This is a genomic window from Rathayibacter sp. AY2B7 (assembly GCF_002931635.1).
Taxonomy (GTDB): Bacteria; Actinomycetota; Actinomycetes; order Actinomycetales; family Microbacteriaceae; genus Rathayibacter.
Map to the genome: position 1 here is coordinate 1 of NZ_PSUC01000059.1, position 21721 is coordinate 21721.

The window sequence follows — 21721 nt, forward strand, 5'->3', positions numbered from 1 at the left end:
GGTCGGAGGCGATGCCGATCACGCCGAGCAGCACGCCGGCCGCCTGCGCGCTGGCGTCGTTGATGGTCCGGTACACCTCGGCGAGGCGCCGGGAGCGGTGGACGGCGTAGGGCGCGAGGACGTACCGCCGCAGCAGCTCCGTCGCAGCGTCGGCCGAGATCCGCGTGGTGCGGCCGAGCAGCCACCACCGGAAGACGATCGTCCCGGCGCTCTTGAGCACGAAGACGACCGCGACGAAGCCGGCGATGATCGGGAGGAGGGTCTGGACGTCGGTCGAGCCGAGGACGCCGGAGAGGACGCCGAGCGCGCCCGTGGTGGTGTCGGTCCCGGTGAGCAGCGCCATGAGCGGCACCATCGCGGCGACGCCCAGGGTGTCGAGGACCGCGAGCGCGAGGGAGCCCGCGACGGCGGCGGTGATCCAGCCCGGAGAGGCGGCGCCGGCCAGCGAGAGGAGGGTGCGCAGCCCCGGTCGCAGGGACCCGCCGCTCACGCCGCCACCCCCTCGTACACGGCGGCGATCCCGCCGCACATGGCGGAGACGTCCCGCACGGCACGAGGAGCCGCGGCCCGCGACGCCTGCCGCTCCAGCGCCGCGGCCACCGCCTCCGGGTCGTCGGCGTCGACCAGCGAGTCCCGCTCGACGATCTCGGGGTTCCCGCCCACCGCGGAGGCGACCACGCCGATCCCGCGGGCGGCCGCGTCGAGCAGCGTGTAGGAGCAGTTCTCCCAGACCGAGAGCTGGGCGACGACGTCCGCCGCGGCGAGCGCCGCCTCCGGATCGGCGAAGCCGGGGAACGACACGGCGTCGCCGAGGCCGAGCCGCTCGGCCCGGGCGCGCAGGGCGCCGTCGAGCGGCCCCTCGCCGGCGACGGTCAGCGTGGCGCCGGGGACGCGCCGGCGCAGCACCGCGAAGGCCTCGAGCAGCGCGTCCAGGCGCTTCTCCGGCGCCAGGCGCGCGAGCGAGAGGACCCGGAGGGAGCCCGGCTCCCCCGGCTCGCGGTCGCGGGGCGCGGCGTCGACTCCGTTCAGCACGACCTGCACCGGCAGGCTCGGCCGCCACTTCTCGATCATGGTGCGGCGGGTGGCCTCCGAGACGGCGATCGCGCCGTCGAACGACCGCAGCCGCGCGTGGTGCGCCACCGCGGTCGTCCGCGCCCGAAGTGCGGTGCGGTGGTAGACGTCGGGCCCGGCGATGCCGTGCTCCGTCGTGACGCGGCGGACCCCGCGGGGCAGCGGGGTCGCCGCGGTCACGAGGTCGGCGTGGGCGAGGTGGGAGTGGACGACCGCCGGGCGGAGAGCCGCCGCGGTCGCGCGCAGGGTCGCCACGGAGGCGGCGGCACCGGCGGACACTCCGAAGCGCCCGGTCGTCACGGCCGAGCCCTGCTCCCGCAGCCGCTCGGCGAGCGCTCCCTCCGGGCAGAGCACGACGAGCCGGTGGCCGGGGATCCCGTGCCGGGCGGCGTCGAGGACGTGGCGGGCCACCCCGCCGAACTCGCCGACCGGCACCGTCCAGAGCGCGAGCGGGGTCACAGCCACTCCTCCAGCCGCTCGAGCGCGGTCCAGAAGCCCTCGCCGCTGTTCACGTGCCCCTGCCAGATCTCGGGGATGAACGGCACCCCGGGCGCCAGCTCGTCGAGCGACGCCGCGAAGTCCGGCCAGTCGATCTCGCCCTCGCCGATCTGCACCCCCTCGCCGTCGACACCCGTCGCGTCGACGAGGTGCAGGTGCGCGCTGAGCGGAGCGAGCAGCGCCACCGCCTCCGAGAAGGCGAGCCCGAGGTGGTTCGCCGCGAGCTTGGTGTGCGAGGCGTCGAGGCAGAGCGGCGTGCCGGTCGCGGCCGCGAACTCGGCGGTGTCGCGCGGGTCCACGAAGAGGTTGTGGAACTGCTGCCCGCCCATGAGCCACGGGTAGGGCGGGAGGGTCTGCGCCAGCACGCGGACGCCGCTCGCGTCGATCCGCTCGAGGGCGTCGGCGACGCGCTCGTAGAGGGGAGCGCGCTGATCCGGAGCCACGTGCGCGTGCCGGGTGAAGCCGCCCATCGTGACGACCATCATCGGGTCCTCCTCCTGGCGGAACCAGCGCGCGAGGCTCCGGGTGGTCTCGACGGTGCGCTGCACCTCCGCGATCGAGCGCTCCCACACGTCGTCGTCGAAGGAGGCGAGGTCGACGAGGAAGTCGCCCGCGAACAGGTCCGGCAGGTGGGTGGTGAAGCCGGAGTCGAGGCGGCGGGTGAACACGTCGTGCGGCTCGATCTCCAGGTCGCGATACGAGAAGTGGAACTCGAGGAAGTCGGCGTTCGACTCCGCGGCGAGCGCCGCGTGGTCGTGGTACCGCACCGGCAGGCCCCAGGGGCGGCGGAACCGGAACGGCCGGCCGGACGGCGTGCTCTCGCGCAGGTCGCCGGCGAAGAAGAACCCGCCCTCCTCGACGTCGCGGTGGAGGGCGCGGCCGAGCAGCTGCGGCAGCTCGTTGGGCTGGAGTCCCCGGCCGGGGCTGCGGACGACGACGTCGGCGGCGCGCACCACGTCCCCGATCGCGAGGTCGCGGGAGGCGACCAGCGACTTCGCGAGCGAGACGCGGTTCATCGACTCCCCCGTCGAGACCGATCGGGCGTCGCGCGTGCCGAGCGAGTCCTCGATGTCGCGGATCTCGCCGACCATGCGGCGGAACTCGTCCGGGAGCAGGGACACCGTGTGGTCGTTGCCCTCCATCCCCCGGTCGATCGTGAAGTGCTTCTCGACGATGCGGGCCCCGCGGGCGACGGCGGCGACGGGGACGTGCCAGCCCCGCTCGTGGCCGGAGTAGCCGACGACGCCGCCGCCGATCTCGGCGAGCCGGTCGAGGTAGGCGAGGTTGAGGTCGCGGTAGGGCGCCGGGTACGTCGACTGGGTGTGCAGCAGGGCGAAGGAGGTGCCGAGCGAGCGCAGCAGCGCGACCGACTCGAGGATCTCGGACTCGCGGGACATCCCGGTGCTGAGCAGCAGGGGCAGTCCCCGGGTGCCGGCGTCCTCGATCAGGCCGTGGTTGGTGAGGTCCGCCGAGGCGATCTTGAGGCCCGGGATCCCGTAGTCGACGAGCGCCTGCACGCTCGGGGCGTCCCACGGGGTGCAGAGGACGTCGATCCCGGCCTCGGCCGCGTGGTCGAAGACCCGGAGGAGCGGCTCGGCGGGCAGCGAGAAGCGGCGCAGGAGGTCGATCGTGTACTGGGCGCCGAGGTCCTCCCCCGCGGTGGCCCCGCCGGCGCGCCGGTAGAGGGAGTCGAGGTCGCGCAGCTGGAACTTCACCGCGTCGGCGCCCGCCTCGACCGCGAGGTCGACCAGCCGCCTCGCCAGATCGACCGATCCGTTGTGGTTGTTGCCGATCTCCGCGATCAGGAAGGCCGGGTGGCCGTCGCCCACCTCGTGGCGGCCGATCCGCAGCGCCCGATCGCCCTCGACCGCGATCGCGACGAGGTGCCCGCGGTCGTCGACGAGCGGGAGGTGGCTGATCCCGTCGCGGCCGAGCCGGGCGGCGATCGCGGTGGCCGGCTCGTCCGCTCCCGCCGTGCGGACGGCGGTGTTGGCGACGGCGAGCGCCGGGACGTCGAGGGAGGCCGTCGGGTTCGCGATGATCCAGCGGCGGAAGTCGCCGTCGGACACCGACCCGCGGAGGATCCCGTGCCCGTCGACGCAGAAGACGATCCGCTGCTTGTTCGCGTTGATCTTGGCCAGCGCGGTGAGCACCGGGTCCTCGGCGAAGACGATGAACGGGGCGAGGTGCCGGTCGATGATCATGCGCCGCCTCCCGCCGCGAGGCCGAGGAGGGTCTGCTCGACCACCGCGAGGTCCGCCTCGGTGTCGATGTCCCCGCCCTCCGCCTCGTCCATGACGAACAGGCCGACCCGGCCGCCGATCCGGTTGCGCTCGCGCTCGTAGACCTCGGTGCGGGTGAGGTAGAGGGACCCGGTCTCCCGGTAGAAGAAGTCGGCCTCGGCGAGGTCCTGGCGCCGCGGGCGGGCCGTGACGTCGTACTGCGGCACGGAGGCGCCCTCCTGCAGGCGCCAGAGGAACGGCGTCTGCGGGACGACGCCCACCAGCGAGTCGACCCCCGTCGAGGCGAACTGCTCGAGCGCGCGGGCGAGGGTGCCCGGGAGCCGGATCGGCGAGGTCGCCTGGAGCAGCATCACCGCGTCCGGGCGGCGGCCCAGCGCGGCCCGGTGCTCGATCGCGTGGAGCACGACGGGCTCGGTCGCCGTCTCGTCGCGCGCCAGCTCGGCGGGCCGGAGGAACGGCACGTCCGCTCCCGCCCCCTCCGCGATCGCGGCCAGCTCGGGGTCGTCGGTCGACACGAGCACGTCGAGACCGGCGGCGAGCGCCTGCTCGATGCTCCAGACCACCAGAGGGCGGCCCGCGACGGGGCGGGCGTTCTTGCGCGGGACGCCCTTCGAGCCCCCGCGCACGGGGATGACGCAGAGAACGGTCACGGGGTGCCTCCTTCGGCGATGGCGAGTGCCCGGCGGGCGACGGCGACGGCCGGCTCGACGGCCGGGACGGGCGGAGCCGCGGTCGGCGTCTGCCCGCCCCAGCGCGCGAGCCGGTACCGGCTCCAGAACTCGAGCACCCAGGCGGGCGGGTCCTCGCAGACGACCCACGCGGGGATCCCGGCGGCCGCGGCCTCCAGGACCCCGGTCGAGAAGATCGAGGCGACCGGCCGGGCCTGCGCGGCGAGGTCGCCGCCGCGGAGCACCCGGATGCCGCGGCGCTCCCACCGCGCGTGCTGCCAGCGCGAGCGGCGGTCGACCTCGGCGGGGTGGGGGCGGTAGTCGGCGCCCGCCTCGCGGCAGAAGCGGGAGGCGGTGGCCGCGGCCGTCCGCCGGGGCAGCTCCGCGCCGTGCAGCTGGCCGAGGAACAGGGGCCGCTCCTCGAGCCGCTCGGGGCGCGGGCGGCGCGACGCGGTCCAGAGCAGCTGGCTGCCGACGACCTCGGTCTCCACGTCGCTGCGGCCGGAGGTCCAGAAGGCCGCGTCCTCCTCCGAGAACGCCAGCAGCGTCGCTCCGGGCGGGAGCGGCGGGGCGGAGGGGGTGAGCAGCCCGTGCTGCACGACCAGGAAGCGGGCGCCGAGGATCCCGGACCAGCGGTGGGCGGCCGCTCCCGCCGCGAGGAAGTGGCCGGTGGCGATCACGGCGCGGAGGCTCCGCAGCTCGGCGGGCGGGTCCGCCTCCGGGTCGACCGGGTGCGCACTCCAGCGGCCCGGCAGCAGCCCGGACAGCGCGTCGCCGGCTCCGGAGGGAGCGAGGACCGCCGCCGGAGCCCCGCCGAGAGGAGCGAGCGAGGCCGCGGTCGAGGCGAGGGCGCTCGCCGTCGACGCCTCCACCGCGAGCAGGACGGCGGGCCGGTCGCCGCGCACGTGCAGCACCAGGCGGGTCGGCTCGGAGCGCCGCAGCGCCGCCCGGGCGGTGCGCAGCGGGTCGCGGCCGCGCTGCCAGCGGCGCCAGGCCTCCAGATCGGTCGGGTGCGTCAGCGCCACAGGGCCCTCACCTCCCGCATCCGGTGCACGAAGGTGTGCTCGGCGCCGGTGCGGCGCGCGCCCGCCTCGCGGATGCGCCGCGCCCACGAGGTGTCCGCGCCCGCCCGCCGCACGTGCTCGACGAGCTGGTCGCGCTCCTCGAAGACGAGCACCTCGCTGCCCACCTCGTAGAACTCCGCCACCTCGGGCCGGTCGATCAGGGTCAGCGCCCCGACGCCCGGCGCCTCGAAGGCGCGCATCGAGAGCCCGCCGTGGCCCGCGCCGTGCAGAGCCAGGGTCGCGGTCGAGCCGGCCATCACTCCGTAGTAGCCCGCCCGCGGGACGTCGCGGCGGGCGGGGACGCCGGCCGAGCGCCAGCGGCCGGTGCGCGCCACGTCCCAGGGATGCCGCGACCACTGCCGCCCGTACGCCTCGACCGCGACCCCGCCGGCCGCGAGCTCCCGCAGCACGCGCTCGCGCTCGGGGTAGCGGGCGCCGACGAAGGTCACCGCGGCGGAGGGGCGGGGGCGGAAGGAGAGGAGGGAGTCGAAGGCGTCGGGCAGGTGCCCGGCCGGAACCCCCGCGCGGGCGAGCTCGGCGACGTCGGCGGCGGAGTAGCTGACGATCGACACCGCCTCCCCGGCGAGGGAGCGCAGGCGGTCGACGGGGTGCCCCATGTTGCGGAGCTCGTCGTAGAGCCAGAGCACCACGGGGACGCCGGCGCGGCCGATCTCCTCCCACCAGGCGTCGCCGAGGGAGTCGCCCTTCACCACGAGGACGGCCCGGGGCCGGACGGCCCGCAGCGCCGCGATCGCGCGGTCGGTCTCGGCGCGCATCGACGAGCGCCGGAGCCGGCCCCCGGGGAGCCGGTGGCCGAGGGCGTCGCGCACGTGGGCCAGCCCGGTCGCGGCGTCGTAGCGGTGGACGACCACGTCGTCGCCCAGGTGGGCCAGCGCCGACTCGAGCGCCTCCCAGTAGCCGTGGAAGACCGGGCTCACCACGAGCACGGGCCCGCTCACCGGGACGCCGCCTCGGCGGCGGCGACGAGCCGGAGCTCGCGCCGGAGGACGGCCAGCGGGCGCACGTCGCTGCCGGCGGCGGCGCGCACCGCGTTGGCGGCGAGGTTCACGGCGGAGGCGGCGCGCAGGGCCGCGGCGAGGGCGGCGGGGCGCCCGCCCCACTTGCGGGCGTAGCGCAGGCGCGAGGCGACCAGCCAGACCAGTCGGCGCGCGGGGTCGGAGGAGCCGCCTCCCGTGTGCTCGGCGACGACGGAGCCGGCGAAGACCGAGGGCACTCCGCGCTCGCGCAGCCGGCGCTGGAGGTCGACCTCCTCGCAGTTCATGTGGAAGGACTCGTCGAACCCGCCGACCGCGCGGAACTCGGCCACCGGCAGCAGCATCACGGCGCCCACCACCCAGTCCACCGGCACCGTCGCGCCCGGGGCGCACCGCGTGTCGTGGCCGACAGCGGCGTGCAGCCGCGGGCGCCAGCGCGCGAGCGGAGTGAGCCACTCCACGACGTAGTGGCGCAGCCGCGGGAAGCGCCGGCCGACCCACTGCCGCTCCCCGCCCGCGTCGACGAGGTCCGGAGCGACGACCGCGGGCAGCCACGGCCGTCCCGCCTCGAGCAGGTCGCGGAGGAAGGAGGGCCCGACGACGAGGTCGCTGTTGAGCACCAGGAGCAGCGGGTGGCGCGCCCGGGCGGCGCCCGTGTTCACCGCGGCGCCGAAGCCGCCGTTCCGCTCGCGCCGCACGACCTCCACTCCGTCGATCCCGGACGGGAACGGGACCGGGGAGGCGTCGTCGACGACGACGATCTCGAGGGCGGGGGGCGACTCCTGGCTGCGGAGCCGCTCGACGAGGGCGAGCGCGGGCGCGGGGTCGCCGTAGTGCGGGATCACGACGCTCACCCCCTCGGCGGTCACCTCGCGACCGTCTCGGCGGCGCGGTCCCGGCGGAGCGAGCGGCGGGTGCTCCGGACGGTGGCGGCAGGGGGCTCCGCGCCGACGGGCAGAGCGCCGAGAGCGGGGAGGATCACCCGGAGCAGGGCGTCGATGTCCTCGACGGCCGCCGCGGCGACGTCCGGTCCGCGCCCGAACGGGTCGGCGAAGTCGTCCTCGGCTCCGTAGGGGGCGGTGTCGTCGGCGAGCAGCCGCAGGAGCGGGACGCCGGGGGCGGCTCCCGCCAGCCGCGCCGCCCGGCGGACCGTGGTGGTGCGGCGCGCGGCGGCCGGGAAGTGGCGGGTGACCCACTCCCGCTGGCCCGCCTCGAACACGAGCACGGGGTCGGTGCCGGCGAGCATCCGGCCGTCGGCCTGGCGCGCGCGGTGCCCGGCCGTGGAGAGCCCGCGGGCCCGCAGCGCATCGCTGAGCTCGGGGTCGAGCCCGCGGCCGACCTCCGCGTGCGTTCCCGCGCTCTCGACCCGCCAGTCGGAGCCGGCGCCGAGCAGGCGCGCTGCGATCAGCTCGGCCGAAGGCGACCGTGCCACGTTCGCATGGCAGAGCAGGAGCAGGCGCCCGCTCATCGAGCCGCCCGGCGGGACGTCTGCGGAGGCAGGGCCCGCGACTCCACCGGGGCGAGCTCGGACCGGCGCGGTGCCGTCGCCGCGCGCTTGCGCCCCGTCGCCGGCTGCGGCTCGGCGTAGTACGCGTTCTTGCGGTCGTAGTAGTAGTACCCGGTGTCGCCGTCGCGGGCGGTGACCATGTTGAGCACGGTGCCGAGCACGCGGGCGCGGACCTGCTGGACGATCCGCCGGGCGGCGACGACCTCGGGCCGGCGCGTCTGGTTCGAGGCGACGACGAAGACGACGCCGTCGACGACGGTCGCGACGATGGAGGCGTCGGTGACGGGCAGCACGGGCGGCGCGTCGATGATGACGAAGTAGTCCTTCGAGAGGCGCGCGACCAGGGCGCGCATCGCCTCGGAGCCGAGCATCTCGGACGGGTTGGGCGGGATGTGCCCGGCCGGGAGGGCGTAGAGGCCCGCGGTGCCGGTGGGGCGGATCGCGTCGTCCACGGGGATCTGGTGGCTGAGGACCTCGCTCAGGCCGATGGCGCCGTCGATGTCCAGCATCCGCGCCACGGAGGGCCGGCGGAGGTCCGCGTCGACCAGGAGGGTGCGCTGCCCGGACTCCGCGGTGACGCGGGCCAGTCCGGCGGCGATCGTGGACTTGCCCTCGGCCTGGTTGGCGCTGGTGATCACGACGCTGCGCGTCTCCTCGTCGACGCTGGAGAAGCGCAGGCCCGTCCGGAGCGAGCGGAACGCCTCCGCGGTGAGCGCGTCGGTGCCGCGGCGGCCGCCGGTCCGGCCCGGGCGTCCGGCCTTGGGGATGCGGCCGAGGACGCCGACGCCGAAGAGCTCGGTGAGGTCGTCGACGGTCCGCACGCGGATGTCGAGGGCCCGGCGGAGGAAGGCGAGACCGAAGCCGAGCACCAGGCCGCCCAGGGCGCCGAGCAGGATGTTCCGCACCCAGTCGGGGCTCGTCGGGGCGGCGGGCGGCTCCGCGTTCTCGAGCGGGACGACGGTGATCTGCGGCGTGCGGTCGGCGGTGGACTGCGTCTCGATGTCGGTGATGACGGCCGCCAGCGCCGCGAGCGCCCCGTTGGCCAGGGCGGCGGCGTTCTGAGCGGTCCCGGCCGCGGCGGTGACCTCGATCAGGGTGCTGCCCGGAGCGACCCGCGCGGTGAGGCGGCCGCTCAGGGCCTCCCCGCCGGGATTCGCCTCCGGGTCGGCCTCGATCCGCTCGGAGACGGCGCTGCTCGAGATCAGCGGCAGGTAGGCGTTGGCCCGGGTCACCGCGGTCTGCGACCCGCTGATCGCATCGGCCGAGCTGCCGTCGCTCGCGGCGATCACGAATCCGGCCGAGCTCGACTCGTAGACCTTCGGAGTGAGGAACGAGAAGGCGGCCATCGCCAGGGCTCCGACGAGCACGGCGACCACGAGGGTCCGCCAGTTCCGCCGGATGAATGCGATGAGATCGACGACAGTCACTGCGCACCTTTCTGCGTGCCGCGCATGCGCCGCACGACGATGCTGAGGTGTCGGTCACGCTAGCAATGCGGAGCGCCTTTCCCTAGGCGGTCCCCGACCCCTCGGGAGGCCCTTTCTGCGAGGATGACGACATGTCCGCGCCAGGGGGAGAGATCGTCGTCGAGAGGCGTTACCCGCTCGTTCACGCGGCCTTTCCGATAGCACATTCCGCTCGGATACTCGATGCCGTCCTGATGGGCCTCCTGGTCTACCGGCTCCCCACCCCCTTCCTCCCGGGGAGCGTCCCGCTGGCCCAGACGGCGCTGGCCGCCCTGGTCCTCGTCAGCCTCTTCCGGCGGCCCACCCGCCGTCTCGGACGGGCCGCCTGGTACCCGTGGCTGTGCCTCGCCCTGCTCGCCTTCGCCCTTGCCGGCTCGTCCTTCGACGGCCTCGACGCCCTGCGGCGGGCGGCGAACATCGCGCTCGTCATGCTCGCCGCGGGCTTCCTCGCGAGCGGGCGGATCGACGTGGTCTCGGGGCTCAAAGGACTCGCCGCGGCCCTGTCGCTGAACGCCGTGCTGTTCGTCGCGGGACTCGCCCCGGACAGCTACCAGGGCGCCCTGACCGGCTTCCTCCAGGACAAGAACGTGGCCGGTCTCGTCTACGGAGCGGCGGCACTGCTGGTCTCGGCGCTCAGCTCGCGGCTGTGGCTGCGGATCGGCGTGCTCGCGCTCGGAGCCGCTGCGGTCGTCGCCACCGACTCCCGCACGTCGATGGCGGCCTACGCCTGCGCGCTCGTGTGGCTCGTCGCGGCGCCGCATCTGCGCCTGCTCTTCCGCGCGCTCCTCGGCGGCGGCCTCGTCCTGCTGTTCCTCTGGGCCGAGCGGAACCTGGCGACGGCCGGCGACTACGGGGTGGAGCGGGCCGGCTCCGACGCCCTGCGCGCCCGCATCCTCGACGCCTCGGTCGACAAGGTGGCGCTCTCGCCGTGGACCGGCTCCGGACTCGGCGAGGCGACCGCGCGGGTCGACGGGATCGACTGGTTCTTCCACAACTCCTACCTGGCGCTGATGGCCGAGGGCGGGGTCGTGCTGCTCGTCGGCGTCATCGGCACCGTGCTCGTGGCCGGCTTCGCGACCACGGCCGCCGGGGCCGGGAGCCGCCCGGGGCACGCGGTCGGCGCGGCGAGCATCCTGGTGCTGCTGTGCGCGACGCAGCTGGGCGAGGTGTTCTTCGCCCCGATCTCGTTCGTCGTGATCGGCGCGGGTCTCGCTCTGCTCGCGGAGCAGTCCGCCCGCGTCCGCGCTCTGCCGCCGGAGTAGCGCCTCCCGCGTCCACCCGATCCGGCGCGTATCCGCGGATCCGGGGCGCGCAGGTCCCGGTCGGCGGGACCTTCCCGGTGGGGCGGAGGTCGCCTGGTGCGGCCCCGGCCGACCGCCGCTCAGACGCGGCCGCGCCCGCGGACCGCGTCGCGGAGGACCTCGCGGACGCCCGCCCACATGTGCCGCGCGTTCAGCTCGGCCAGCACCCGCTCCCGGCCCGCGCGGGCGACCCCGGCCCGCTTCCCGTCGTCGCTCAGCACCGCCTCCAGCACCGCCGCGATCCCCGCCGGATCGTGCAGGGGCAGCGAGAAGGACGTCTCGCCGTCGCGGACGTAGCCGGTCATCGCGGCGCTCGCGGTGACCGCCGTGCAGGTCCCGCAGCCGGAGGCCTCCAGCAGGACGCTCTGGCCCGTCGGGTAGGCGAGGTCGTGGCTGGTGACGACGACGAGCTCGGCGTCGCGCAGGTTGTCGCGGTGCCCGCCGACCGGGACGGGATCGTGCAGGACGACGTTGGCCGGCAGCGCCCGGGACGGCCGCCGCGCAGGAGTGGTCACGATGTCGAACCGCCGGTGCGGCAGGCGCTCGGCGGCGGCGACCAGCGAGTCGAAGTCGCGCCCGCGGTCGACCCCGACGGCGAGCACCTCGAACCGCTTCGGACGCGGCGGAGCGGGCCGGTAGTAGTCGGAGTCGACCCCGAAGAGCACCGGTGCGATCCGCCGCTCGTCGACGCCATGCCGGGCGAAGACCTCGCGCTGGTTCTCGCTGAGCACGACGAGCCGGTCCACGCCCTGGAGCAGCCGGACCACCTGTCGGCGCCGCTCCGGCGAGCCGGTGAGCAGCTCCTCCGCCCACCAGCAGGAGAGGACCACGAGCGGCGTGCGGCCGTACGGCCCGAGCCGCGCGCGCCGGAGCAGGGCGGGGAGGCCCGCCTCCGGCTCGAGCACGCAGAGCACCGCGTCGGCCGAGCGGACCGCCCGGAGCGCGCGCAGCTGCGTGTCCACGTTCAGCCCCGTGCGGTGCTCCACGACGTCGCGCAGCTTCACGTGCGCGGGCCGAGACGCGTGACCGGGGACGAGGAGCCGCGTCGAGTCGTCCCGGAGGAGGTCGGCCCGGTACGGCAGCCTCCCGCGGGCGAAGGGCTCGCCCGGAGCCAGGCGCAGGGTCGGGTGCTTGAGGAACAGTCCGAGCACTCTGAGGACTTCCTGTTCGCGGGTCATCGTCGTCCTTTCCCGAGGGAGGAGGAGAAGCTCCCCGCGGCATTCCCCGGAAAGCGGATCGGTCCCGTGGTGGGAGGATCAGGAATCATCGGAGAGGGCCATCCGCGCCAGAAGTCCGTCGATAGCCGACTTCCCGGAGGACGGGGAGTAGGAATCGTTCCAGCGGGCACGATCCCTCTCCCGCGACTCCGATAGTCCTCTCTTCTTCCGGGCTCTGATCAGCTCGGCCAGAGCCCGCGGATCCCCGGCTCGGAACGTGGCGTCGATCGACGGGCCGACGACCTCGGGGAGCGCACCGGCATCGCTCACCACCACGGGGACGCCGGCCGACATCGCCTCCGTCACGACCAGGCCGAACGACTCCGGCTGCACCGACGGCACCACCAGGAGGTCGATCCGCGCGAAGAGGTCGCCGGGCTCGATCCACCCCGGCCGGTCCACCAGAGCGGCGACCGGAGCGAGGGCCGCCTCCACCTCGCGACGCTCCCGCTCCGCCACGAACCGGGGCTCGCCCGCCAGCACCAGGCGATACGCGCCCGGTTCCCCGGCCTCCAGCAGCGCCAGCGCCTCGGTGAGGACCCGCACCCCCTTCGCGAGCGAGGGACGCCCGAGGAAGCCGAGGACGGTCGTCCCGTCCTCCCGCGGCCGCGCCTCCGGCAGGTCGACGCGGCGGCTCCAGTTCGGCAGCACGGTCGACCCGGGGACGACCCCCGCCAGGTAGCGGGAGGGGACGAGGGTCGCCAGGGCGCCGCGGCGGGCGACGGGCGCGAGCAGCCGCTGCAGGCCGGACGGGCGCTGGTGCAGGTGCACGATCCGCCGCGGACGCCCTGCCGTCGCGACGGCCGGCACCAGACCGTTGCACCACAGCACGCCCTCGCGGGAGGTGGCGTCCCAGCGCCGCAGCACGCGCATCCAGGCGGGTCTGCCCGTGGCCTCGAGCTCGACGACCCGGTGGCCGGCGGCGAGGGCGGCGGCGACGAGCGCACGCGGCTCCGAGGGGCCGACGACCACGACCGGGACCTCGAGCGCCTCCAGCGCCTCCGCGATACTCAGCAGCATCACCTCGCCGCCGCCGATGTCGCCGTTGTTGGTCGCGAGCGCCACCGGAGGCCGCCCGGCGCCGCCCGCTCCCCCGTGGATCATCCGCCGCCCCGCCCGCCTCCGTGCGGCGCCCCCGCGGCCCGCGGGCCCATCCTCACCGAGACGAGCGCCCGGCTCCACCGGGCCCGGCCGGGATCCGCGGGCCGCGGGAGCGCTGGAATACTGACCGGATGGAGCTCGTGGGCGTTCTCTGGGCCGACGAGGCCGTGCCGCTCGTGTCGGCGTTCGTCCACCGGCGGGCCGACGCGGCGGGCCTGCGCGCACTCGTGCTCAAGGGCCCGACCGCCGCCGCCGACCGGCTCCGGCCGCCCCGCACCTCCGGCGACGTCGACCTGCTGGTCGCCCCCGACGACCTGCCCCGGATCCTGGCGCTCCTGGCCGCCGACGGCTGGACCGAGCGGCCCTGGCCGGACGGACCGACGCTCGCGGCCAAGCACTCGCGCTCCTACCGGCACGCCGCGTGGCCGGTCGACATCGATGTGCACTGGCGCTGGCCGGGCTTCCTCGTGCCGCCGCGCGACGCCTTCGAGGCCCTGTGGAGCCGGCACCGGATCGTGGAGCTGGCCGGCCGTCCGGTCGCGACCGCGAGCGTCGCGGACTCGGCGCTCGTTCTGGCGCTGCACGCGCTCCGCGACGCCTGGCAGATCACGGACCCGCGCCTCACGCGGCCGTCCGACTACGACCTGCTCGTCGAGGCGGTGGCCGCCCGCGCGGAGCTGCACGCTCCGCTCCGGGCGGCGGCGGAGGAGCTCGGCGCCGTCCAGACCGCGCAGCCCTTCCTCGATGCGCTCGGCATCCGCGCGCGCGCCGGGGAGGTGCCCGCGGCCGAGCTGCGGGCGTGGCGGATCAACGCGAGCTCGCCCCACGCCTCCGCGGGGTGGGTGCAGGCCGTGCGCGCGGCCGGCTGGCGGCAGCGGCCGCTGCTCCTCGCCCGCGCCGTCTTCCCCGCTCCCCACGCCCTGCGCGCCGCCGACCCCGCCATCGGCCCGCGCCGGATCGACGTGGCGGCCGGCTGGTGGCGGCGGCTGCGCCGCGGCGCCCGCACGGCTCCGCTCGCGTGGGACCACCTCCGACGAACGGACAGGACCTGACATGACCCGTCGGCTGATCCGCGCCCCCTTCGGTCTCGGCGTGCGCTTCACCTTCGACGACTCCGTCCCCGACCGCTTCGTGGCGGAGGTGGAGGAGTCGTGGAACGACGTGGACGACGACGCCGATCGCCCGGGCTCCGAGTACCGGGTGTCGCTGACCGAGCCGGTCGGGGAGCCCGGAGTGATCGCGCAGCCGACCGAGGACGCCCTCGCCGAGCACATCGGCGCCGCGCTCACCCTCGCGGCGGCCGACGCCTGCGAGGGCCGGCTGCTCAGCGTGCACGCCGCCGCGGTCGCCCTGCCCGACGGCCGCGTCGTCGCGTTCGCCGGCCGGCCCGGTGCCGGGAAGTCGACGCTCGTGAGCCTCGCCGCGCGCCGGTACGGGTACGTGACCGACGAGACGCTCGCCGTCCGCCGCGACGGGCGGGTGCTGCCGTTCCGGAAGCCCGTCGCCCTCCTCGACGGCGGCGACTGGAAGCGGCACCGCTCCCCCGCCGTGATGGGCCTGCAGCCGCTGCCGGACGCTCCGCTGCGCCTGGCCGCCCTGCTCCTGATCGCCCGCGACCCCTCCGGCCCGGCGGAGCCCCGGCTCGAGCCGATCGCCTTCGACGAGGCGCTCTCGGTGCTGCTGCCCGAGCTGAGCCACTTCGCACGGCTGCCCGCGGCGCTGCACCACCTCGCCGGGCTGCTCGACTCCGTCGGCGGGGCCCGGGTGCTCCGCTACCGCGAGGCGGAGACCGTGCTGCCGCTCCTCGAGCGGATCGGGGAGCCGTCGCCGGTCGTCGCCGACGCGCCCGAGGCCGATGCGGCGGCGCCCGGCCCGGGCCTGCTCGCGCGCGCCGCCGGCGTCGAGTGGGTCGAGCGCGACGGAGTGGTCAGCTGCCTCCTCGACGAGCGGGTCGAGACGCTGACCGGGATCGGCCCGGTCCTGTGGCGTGCTCTCGGGACGCCCGCGACGGTCGACGCGCTGACCGGGGCCGTCGTCGCCGAGCACGGCGCCCCGCCCGCGGGCGACCCCCGGGCGCACGTCGAGGCCGTGCTCGACGCGATGGTCGAGCACGGCCTCGTGGTCCGCGGCGCCTGACGGCGCCGAGCGGCTAGCCCGTGCGGACGTTCGGCCCGACGGAGCCGCGGGCGATGAACAGGTCGAGCAGGTTCACGAGTCCCACCGCGCGGATGTAGAGCGCCGCGACGTCGTAGCGGCCGACGGGGAGCGCCTCGAGGGCGGCCGGCCCGGTCGGGTTGGTGGAGCGGTTCTGCGCGTTGACGTCGATCTGGATGACGTCCCGCAGGGCGGTGAAGACCGGGGTGAGGACCGCGTTCTGCAGCGTCGTGAGCAGCGGCGGGAGGGTGACGGTGAGCAGGGTGGTCACCAGCGCCTGGACGCCCAGACCGACGACACCCGCACTGACCAGCGGGACGCCGTTCACCCGGATGGCGGCCCCGAGCCGCGTCGTCAGGGTGGAGAGGAGCGCGGCGGTGAAGTTCCCCACCGCCGTGCCCGGCACCTGCAGGGCGTTGTCGACGAAGAGGGTCGAGTTCGGCGGGAGGCCGTTGACGTAGGGCGAGGTCGCGCCCTGGCCCGGTGCTCCGCCGAGCAGCGAGAAGAGATCGACCGTGATGGTCGCGGGGTTCGTCGACAGCTGCGCCTGGATCGGCTGCGTGCCGCCGGGGATGCTGCCGCCGAGGACCGACGTGGTGTCGACCGTGACCGTCAGCCCGAGGCCCGAGAGGTTCACCACGGCACCGAGCAGCGTATTGAGCGCCGCCGTGATCGCGGTCAGCGTCGGCGAGGTCAGCACCAGGTCCAGGCGGCCGACCTGGTAGTCGCGCTGCAGGTTGTCCGACCCGGGCACGCAGGCCGACTGGAGGGACGCGCGACCGGTCAGGGCACCGATCCGCAGGGTCAGGTCCGTCACGTTGGTGAGCAGAGCGGCCACTCCGGCGCCGCCGGACGCCGCGAGGATCGCCCGGAGGTTCACCGTCCCGAAGTCGGGGAAGCTCCCCGCCGTCGAGTCGAGCGCCAGCTGGCCCGCGTCCGTGATCGCGCCGGAGGCTCCGCGGACGGTGCCGTTCGTGTTCGCCGACGCGTACTGGTTGAGGGTGCCGACGCCGGCGGGAGCCGCCAGCGTGAGGAGGGAGGAGAGCGTGCCGGTCAGCCCGGTCGCGTTCACGGCGATCGTGTTCAGCACCGTGGCGTTGACGCCGCCGGTCACGACGGCCGGGTTGCCCTGGTCGGGAGCGATCGCCGTCACGCCCGAGACGCCGGCGACGGTGTCGAGGTTCACGCCGCCGAGGAAGCCGCTGAGGAGGCGTCCGCGGGCGACCGCCTGGAAGACCGTCCCCACCGGGAAGCAGCTGATCGAGACGGCGGAGGCGGACTGCGCCAGCATCACCGCGGGCACCGACCAGACCGCTCCGGCCACGACAGTCCGCCGTGCGAAGACGCCCGCGGAATTCGCGCTCTTCTTCTCGCTCTTATCGCTGATATCGCTGGATGCGAGCGGATTAGACTCCGACATTGGCGGCCCTCCGGTGCTGTCGCTCGACGTACACCCCTTGGCGCGTCGGCGGCAAACATAGCGAGAGAGGCGTCGCCATAAGAGGCGCTGGCGGATTTCTACTCGCACTGGCGGTGATCAGCGGAGAGGACGCGGAGAAGATGGCAGAGGACCCCCGGCTCCTTCTCTGGCGGCGCCGCCCGGACACGGCCTCCGTCGATCTGAACGGGCGCGTCCTGGTGCTCCCGCTGGACGTCTCCCCGATGGGCAGCCCCTACGCGCTGCGCGAGAGCGTGGCCGCGACCTGGCGGGCGCTCGACGACGAGCCGCAGGACTTCTCCGGCCTGGCCGACCGGCTCGCCCGCCTCCACGCCACCGATCCCGGCGCCATCGCCGACGACCTGGCGCGCGTGCTGAGCGGGCTGGAGGAGCTGCTCCTGGTCGAGAGCAGCCCGCGCGGCGAGGAGTCCCGATGAGCGTCGCGAGCGTCGTCGTCCCCAGCTACGCGGGGGCGGCCCGCCTGCCCCGCCTCCTCGCCGCCCTCGCGGCTCAGACCCACCGCGACCTCGACGTGGTCGTGGTCCTCGACGGCGTCGTCGACGCCAGCGAGCGCGCCCTCGACGCCTCCCCCGTGCCCGTGCGCCGCGTCGTGCTCCCCGAGAACCGGGGGCGCTCCGCCGCGCTCACCGCCGGCTTCGACACCGCGCGGGGCGACGTGCTGATCCGCTGCGACGACGACCTCGAGCCCGGCCCGGGCTGGGCCGCCGCGCACGTCGGGGCCCATCGGGACGCGGTCGTCGGCGTCGTCGGCCTCTGCCCCGACGTCGACCCGGGCACCGCCTACTCCCGCGCCTACGGCCGGCCGGCCGGCGAGCGCTTCCGCCGCGGCGCCTACGCGGCGGGTTCCGACGCCGCCTGGCGCTACTGGGGCGGCAACGTCTCGGTGACGCGGGCGACGTACGACCGGGTCGGCGGCTACAGCACCGACTACCGCGAGTACGGCTGGGAGGACGTCGACTGGGGCTACCGGCTGCACCGCCTGGGAGTGCCGGTGCGGATCGAGCCCGGCGCCGAGGCCCTGCACCACGGCGCCTCCGTCTCGGCGGCGGTCCGCAGCCGGCGCGCGTTCCTCTCGGGGGCGGCCCGCCGCACCTTCGAGCGGCTGCACCCCGAGCAGGTGCGGGAGGCGGTGCCCGCAGCCGGCGCGTGGGACGCGGTAGTGCGCCTCCTGGCCCGCGGCGGGAGCGAGCGGCGGACGGCACTGGTCGCGGGATTCGCGGACGCCGCGCTCGGAGTGGTGCCCCGCCCGGTCGGCGAGAAGCTGGTCGCGCTCGCCGTCGAGTCCGCAGCGATCGCGGGCTACGACCGCGGCAGAGGGCGTCCCGCGCACGGGTGACGGCGGCGCGGATCGACGGACCCGCGGGCCCGGCGGCGGCGCCGACGCCGCGCGGGAGCCGATCTAGGCTCCCCCGCATGCGAGTCCTTCTGGTGGGCGGAGCGGGCTACATCGGGAGCCACACCGCCGTCGCGCTCCTCGAGAGCGGCCACGAGGTGCTGGTCGTGGACGACCTCTCGCACGCGAGCGAGCGGACCCTCGACGCGGTGGAGGAGCTGACCGGCTCTGTGGTCCCCCGCCTGATCGCCGACGCGCGCGACACGGCCGCGCTGACGCGCTTCCTCGCCGCCCACGGACCGGTCGACGCCCTGGTCCTGCTCGCCGGGCTCAAGTCGGTCGGCGACTCGGTGCGGCGGCCCCTCGAGTACTGGACGGTCAACGTCGGGCTCGCCACCGCGGCGTTCTCGGTCGCGGCGGAATCGGGGATCCGCACCGTCGTCTTCTCGAGCTCGGCGGCCGTCTACAGCCCGGGCGGATCGATGCCGGTCGGGGAGGACTCCCCCGCCGGGCTCAGCGCGGCGAGCCCCTACGGCGCGACCAAGCGCGTCATCGAGGAGATCCTCGGCGACGCCGCGCGCGCCGATCCCCTCCTGCGCGCGGTCAGCCTCCGCTACTTCAATCCCATCGGCGCGCACCCGACGGGGCGGATCGGCGAGGATCCGGCCACGGCGCCGGGGAGCCTGCTGCCCGTGCTGACGCGGGCCGCGGGCGACCCCTCCCGGTGCGTCGACGTCCTCGGCGACGACTACCCGACCCCCGACGGCACGGGGCAGCGCGACTACATCCACGTCTGCGATCTCGCGGCCGGGCACGTCGCCGCGCTCGAGCGCGCGCGGCCCGGGCATCGGGTCTACAACCTCGGCACGGGATCGCCGACGAGCGTCCTCGAGCTGATCGACGAGGTCGAGCGGGCGAGCGGGGAGACGGTCCGGTGGCGGGCCGTGGGGCGCCGGCCGGGCGACCTCGCCGCGAGCTGGGCCGACCCTGGACGGGCCGAGCGGGAGCTGGGCTGGCGGGCGGTGCGCACCGTGCGCGAGGGCGTCCGCGACCAGTGGCGGTGGCAGACCCTGCAGCGCATCGGCGTCTCCTGATCCTTCCGGCACGGCGTCACTGAAAGAGTGACTTCTTCTTCTCCGCCGATCTCCTCCATCGTTGTGATCTCCGAGGGAATAGCGCCTCCGCGACGCACTCCAGACGATCCTCGCCATTCCTCTCGCGGCTTATCCGGATTATCGGACTCTCCTTTCCCCGTCGTTCTGCGACGACTCGTACTCGCCTTTCGATTCCTTCTCCATGAGCCGGTTAGCTTCTACTGCACTGCTGATCGGTCACCGACGACGGATAAGCATTCGGAGCCGCTCCCGTCTCCGGATGGCCGCCCGATCCTCACCGCACGCCCGGGGGAAGGGGCCCATCATCACTGCCGTCATCGACGCGACCACCCGTTCCCGATCCGTTCCGCCGGTCGGTCCCGGCCTGATCGTGCACGAGTGGGTCGAGCGCCGCGGAGGCGCCGAGCGCGTGCTCGAGGCGATGACCGAGGCCTTCGCCGACGCCGACGTCCGCGTCCTCTGGAGCGACTGCGCCGAGGTCGTCGGCAGGCCCGTCTCGGAGTCCTGGCTGGCGCGCACGCCGCTGCGCCGCCACAAGGTCCTCGCCCTGCCGGCGATGCTGCCCACGTGGCGGCTCCCGGTCGGCGCCTCCCGCGAGTGGGTGCTGGTCAGCTCGCACCTCTTCGCCCACCACGTCCGCACCAGCGGGCCGACCCGCAAGCTCGTCTACGCGCACACGCCGGCCCGCTACATCTGGGAGCCGGACCGCGACGGCCGCGGCAGCAGCCTCGCCGCCCGCACCGCGAGCCTGCTCCTCAAGCCGATCGACCGCCTCCGCGCCGCCGAGGCCTCCTCCATCGCCGTGAACAGCCTCTTCACCGGGCAGCGGGTGCGCGACGCGTGGCACCAGCCGTCGCGGGTCATCTACCCACCCGTGAACACCGAGCTGCTCTCGACGATCACCGACTGGCGCTCCCCGCTCGACGACGACGAGCTGCGCCTCCTCGACTCGCTCGCCCGGCCGTTCATCCTGGGCGCCTCGCGGTTCGTCCCCTACAAGCGCCTCGAGAAGGTCATGGACGCCGGAGCCCGCACCGGGCTGCCGGTCGTCATCGCCGGGCACGGCCCCTGGGAGGCGCGGCTCCGCGCCTACGCCGAGGAGATCCGGGCCGACGTGACCTTCGCCATCTCGCCCTCCGACCAGCTGATCCGCGCGCTCTACGCGCAGGCGCTCGTGTACGTCTTCCCCGCCGTCGAGGACTTCGGGATCATGCCCGTCGAGGCGATGGCCTGCGGGACGCCGGTCATCGGGACCGACATCGGCGGAGTGCGCGAGAGCGTGTCCCTCGCCGGCGGGGGCGTCATCGCCGACCTCGAGGGCGATCCCGACTGGAGCGACCTGCTGCGCCGTGCGCTCGCGCTCGACGTCGACGCCTTCCGGGCCCGGAGCCGGGTCTTCTCGCGCCGGCGCTTCATCGCCGAGATCCAGGACTGGGTCGCCGAGCAGACCGCCTGACGACGACGCTCCCCGCCGCGGGAGGCGGCCCGTGCGCACGGGCGACCCTCCCGCGGCGGGATCAGAACAGGCCGCGCGGGGGTTCGATCGAGGCGAGGACGCCGGAGGCGGCGATCACGCTGAGGCGGCCGACCTCCTCCGGGGTCAGCTCGGGCAGGCGCTGCGCGAGGTCGAGGAAGCGCTCGATCTCGGACTCCTCGAGCACGTCGGCGGCGAGCGTGCGGAACTTCGACACGTACTGCTCTCGGCTGAACGGGTGCGCGCCCAGCGGGTGCGCGTCCGCCACCGCGATCTCGTCGACGATCGTCGTGCCGTCCGTCATCAGGATCTCGACGCGGGCGCCGAACGCCTTCTCGCCCGGATCGGTGGAGTGGTAGCGGCGCGTCCACTCCGCGTCCTCCTGCGTGGTGACCCGGTGCCAGAGCGCGATCGTGTCGGCGCGGGCGGCCCGCTCGGGGGCGTAGCTGTGCACGTGGTGCCAGGCGCCGTCCTGCAGCGCCACCGTGAAGATGTACGGCACGGAGTGGTCCAGCGTCTCGCGGGACGCGGCCGGGTCGTACTTCTGCGGGTCGTTCGCGCCCGAGCCGATCACGAAGTGCGTGTGGTGCGAGGTGTGCAGGACGATCCGCTCGACGCGCTCGGGGTCGGCGGCCTCGGGGTGCGTCCGGTGCAGGCGGCGGGCGAGGTCGATCAGCGCCTGCGCCTGGTACTCGGCCGAGTGCTCCTTCGTGTACGTGTCGAGGATCGCGCGCTTGGCCTCGCCGCGGTCGGGCAGCGGGACGTCGTAGCTCGCGTCGGCGCCGTCGAGCATCCAGGCGATGACGCCGTCCTCGCCCTCGTAGATCGGCGACGGGCTGGTCTCGCCGCGCATCGCCCGGTCGACCGCCTCGATCGCCATCTTCCCCGCGAAGGCCGGCGCGTACGCCTTCCAGCTCGAGATCTCGCCCTTGCGCGACTGCCGCGTGGCGGTCGTCGTGTGCAGGGCCTGCGCGACGGCCTGCTCGATCGTCGCGACGTCGAGGCCGAGCAGCGTGCCGATCCCGGCGGCGGCCGAGGGGCCGAGGTGCGCGACG

At 75.2% G+C, this 21721-nt stretch carries 20 protein-coding genes; 7 read left to right on the forward strand and 13 right to left on the reverse strand.

Translation table 11 applies throughout. The features are described 5' to 3' along the window. From C5C27_RS10705 to C5C27_RS10745, 9 genes are all read right to left on the reverse strand, one after another. Positions 1-490 (reverse strand): hypothetical protein (locus tag C5C27_RS10705; RefSeq protein ID WP_146079657.1); only part of this gene is annotated, 490 nt, incomplete at its 3' end. Then, positions 487-1530 carry a glycosyltransferase family 4 protein gene (locus C5C27_RS10710; RefSeq protein ID WP_104314363.1) on the reverse strand — a complete coding sequence of 348 codons (1044 nt, stop codon included), beginning with the start codon at positions 1528-1530 and terminating at the stop codon, positions 487-489. The genes C5C27_RS10710 and C5C27_RS10705, both read right to left, overlap by 4 nt. Beyond that, entirely contained in the window at positions 1527-3773 is a 2247-nt protein-coding gene (locus tag C5C27_RS10715; RefSeq protein WP_104314364.1) for an N-acetylneuraminate synthase family protein, read from the reverse strand. Before C5C27_RS10715 ends, C5C27_RS10710 begins: the two co-directional genes overlap by 4 nt. Continuing rightward, complete coding sequence (locus C5C27_RS10720; protein WP_104269529.1) at positions 3770-4462, reverse strand: cytidylyltransferase domain-containing protein; 693 nt, start codon at positions 4460-4462, stop codon at positions 3770-3772. The genes C5C27_RS10715 and C5C27_RS10720 overlap by 4 nt, the downstream gene beginning before the upstream one ends. Continuing rightward, positions 4459-5505, reverse strand: a complete 1047-nt coding sequence (locus C5C27_RS10725) for a hypothetical protein (RefSeq protein WP_104314365.1) — start codon at positions 5503-5505, stop codon at positions 4459-4461. The genes C5C27_RS10720 and C5C27_RS10725 overlap by 4 nt, the downstream gene beginning before the upstream one ends. Then, complete coding sequence (locus C5C27_RS10730) at positions 5496-6503, reverse strand: glycosyltransferase (protein WP_104314366.1); 1008 nt, start codon at positions 6501-6503, stop codon at positions 5496-5498. Before C5C27_RS10730 ends, C5C27_RS10725 begins: the two co-directional genes overlap by 10 nt. Next, positions 6500-7408: a glycosyltransferase family 2 protein gene (locus tag C5C27_RS10735; RefSeq protein WP_104314367.1), complete on the reverse strand. Its 909-nt coding sequence runs from the start codon at positions 7406-7408 to the stop codon at positions 6500-6502. Before C5C27_RS10735 ends, C5C27_RS10730 begins: the two co-directional genes overlap by 4 nt. Continuing rightward, a complete protein-coding gene (locus tag C5C27_RS10740; protein WP_104314368.1) occupies positions 7405-8007 on the reverse strand; it encodes a hypothetical protein in 603 nt (200 codons plus the stop codon). Before C5C27_RS10740 ends, C5C27_RS10735 begins: the two co-directional genes overlap by 4 nt. After that, complete coding sequence (locus C5C27_RS10745) at positions 8004-9473, reverse strand: polysaccharide biosynthesis tyrosine autokinase (protein ID WP_104238360.1); 1470 nt, start codon at positions 9471-9473, stop codon at positions 8004-8006. Before C5C27_RS10745 ends, C5C27_RS10740 begins: the two co-directional genes overlap by 4 nt. 233 nt (positions 9474-9706) lie before the next feature. Here C5C27_RS10745 and C5C27_RS10750 point away from each other — a divergent pair, with 233 nt between their 5' ends. Continuing rightward, positions 9707-10774, forward strand: a complete 1068-nt coding sequence (locus C5C27_RS10750; RefSeq protein ID WP_104314369.1) for an O-antigen ligase family protein — start codon at positions 9707-9709, stop codon at positions 10772-10774. 119 nt (positions 10775-10893) lie between these two features. On the opposite strand, the gene C5C27_RS10755 is transcribed toward C5C27_RS10750, so the two are convergent. Together C5C27_RS10755 and C5C27_RS10760 are read right to left on the reverse strand one after the other, a co-directional pair. Next, positions 10894-11991, reverse strand: a complete 1098-nt coding sequence (locus tag C5C27_RS10755) for a glycosyltransferase family 4 protein (protein WP_146079659.1) — start codon at positions 11989-11991, stop codon at positions 10894-10896. A 78-nt stretch (positions 11992-12069) separates the two neighbouring features. Continuing rightward, on the reverse strand, positions 12070-13134 hold the full coding sequence (locus C5C27_RS10760) for a glycosyltransferase family 4 protein (protein ID WP_104314371.1): 1065 nt from the start codon (positions 13132-13134) through the stop codon (positions 12070-12072). A 128-nt stretch (positions 13135-13262) separates the two neighbouring features. On the opposite strand from C5C27_RS10760, the gene C5C27_RS10765 reads away from it, so the two are divergent. Together C5C27_RS10765 and C5C27_RS10770 are read left to right on the forward strand one after the other, a co-directional pair. Then, on the forward strand, positions 13263-14183 hold the full coding sequence (locus C5C27_RS10765) for a nucleotidyltransferase family protein (protein ID WP_104283082.1): 921 nt from the start codon (positions 13263-13265) through the stop codon (positions 14181-14183). A gap of 1 nt (position 14184) precedes the next feature. Continuing rightward, positions 14185-15267, forward strand: coding sequence for a PqqD family protein (locus C5C27_RS10770; protein ID WP_104314372.1), 1083 nt, complete (start codon positions 14185-14187; stop codon positions 15265-15267). A 13-nt stretch (positions 15268-15280) separates the two neighbouring features. Here the strand turns inward: C5C27_RS10770 and C5C27_RS10775 are convergent, their stop codons facing one another. Next, positions 15281-16705: a choice-of-anchor G family protein gene (locus C5C27_RS10775; RefSeq protein ID WP_146079660.1), complete on the reverse strand. Its 1425-nt coding sequence runs from the start codon at positions 16703-16705 to the stop codon at positions 15281-15283. 140 nt (positions 16706-16845) lie between these two features. Here C5C27_RS10775 and C5C27_RS10780 point away from each other — a divergent pair, with 140 nt between their 5' ends. The 4 genes from C5C27_RS10780 to C5C27_RS10795 all read left to right on the forward strand — a co-directional run bounded on the left by C5C27_RS10780 (position 16846) and on the right by C5C27_RS10795 (position 20648). Further along, entirely contained in the window at positions 16846-17160 is a 315-nt protein-coding gene (locus C5C27_RS10780; protein ID WP_146079661.1) for a hypothetical protein, read from the forward strand. Continuing rightward, complete coding sequence (locus tag C5C27_RS10785) at positions 17157-18080, forward strand: glycosyltransferase family 2 protein (protein WP_104314374.1); 924 nt, start codon at positions 17157-17159, stop codon at positions 18078-18080. Before C5C27_RS10780 ends, C5C27_RS10785 begins: the two co-directional genes overlap by 4 nt. Before the next feature lie 77 nt (positions 18081-18157). Continuing rightward, the gene (gene galE, locus C5C27_RS10790) at positions 18158-19171 is read left to right on the forward strand and encodes a UDP-glucose 4-epimerase GalE (protein WP_104314375.1); all 1014 of its coding nucleotides are present in this window, start codon (positions 18158-18160) and stop codon (positions 19169-19171) included. Between the two features lie 280 nt (positions 19172-19451). After that, positions 19452-20648, forward strand: a complete 1197-nt coding sequence (locus C5C27_RS10795; RefSeq protein ID WP_104314376.1) for a glycosyltransferase — start codon at positions 19452-19454, stop codon at positions 20646-20648. A gap of 61 nt (positions 20649-20709) precedes the next feature. Here the strand turns inward: C5C27_RS10795 and C5C27_RS10800 are convergent. Then, positions 20710-21721, reverse strand: a 1012-nt coding sequence (locus C5C27_RS10800; RefSeq protein WP_146079662.1) for an MmgE/PrpD family protein, incomplete at its 5' end; no start/stop codon positions are given.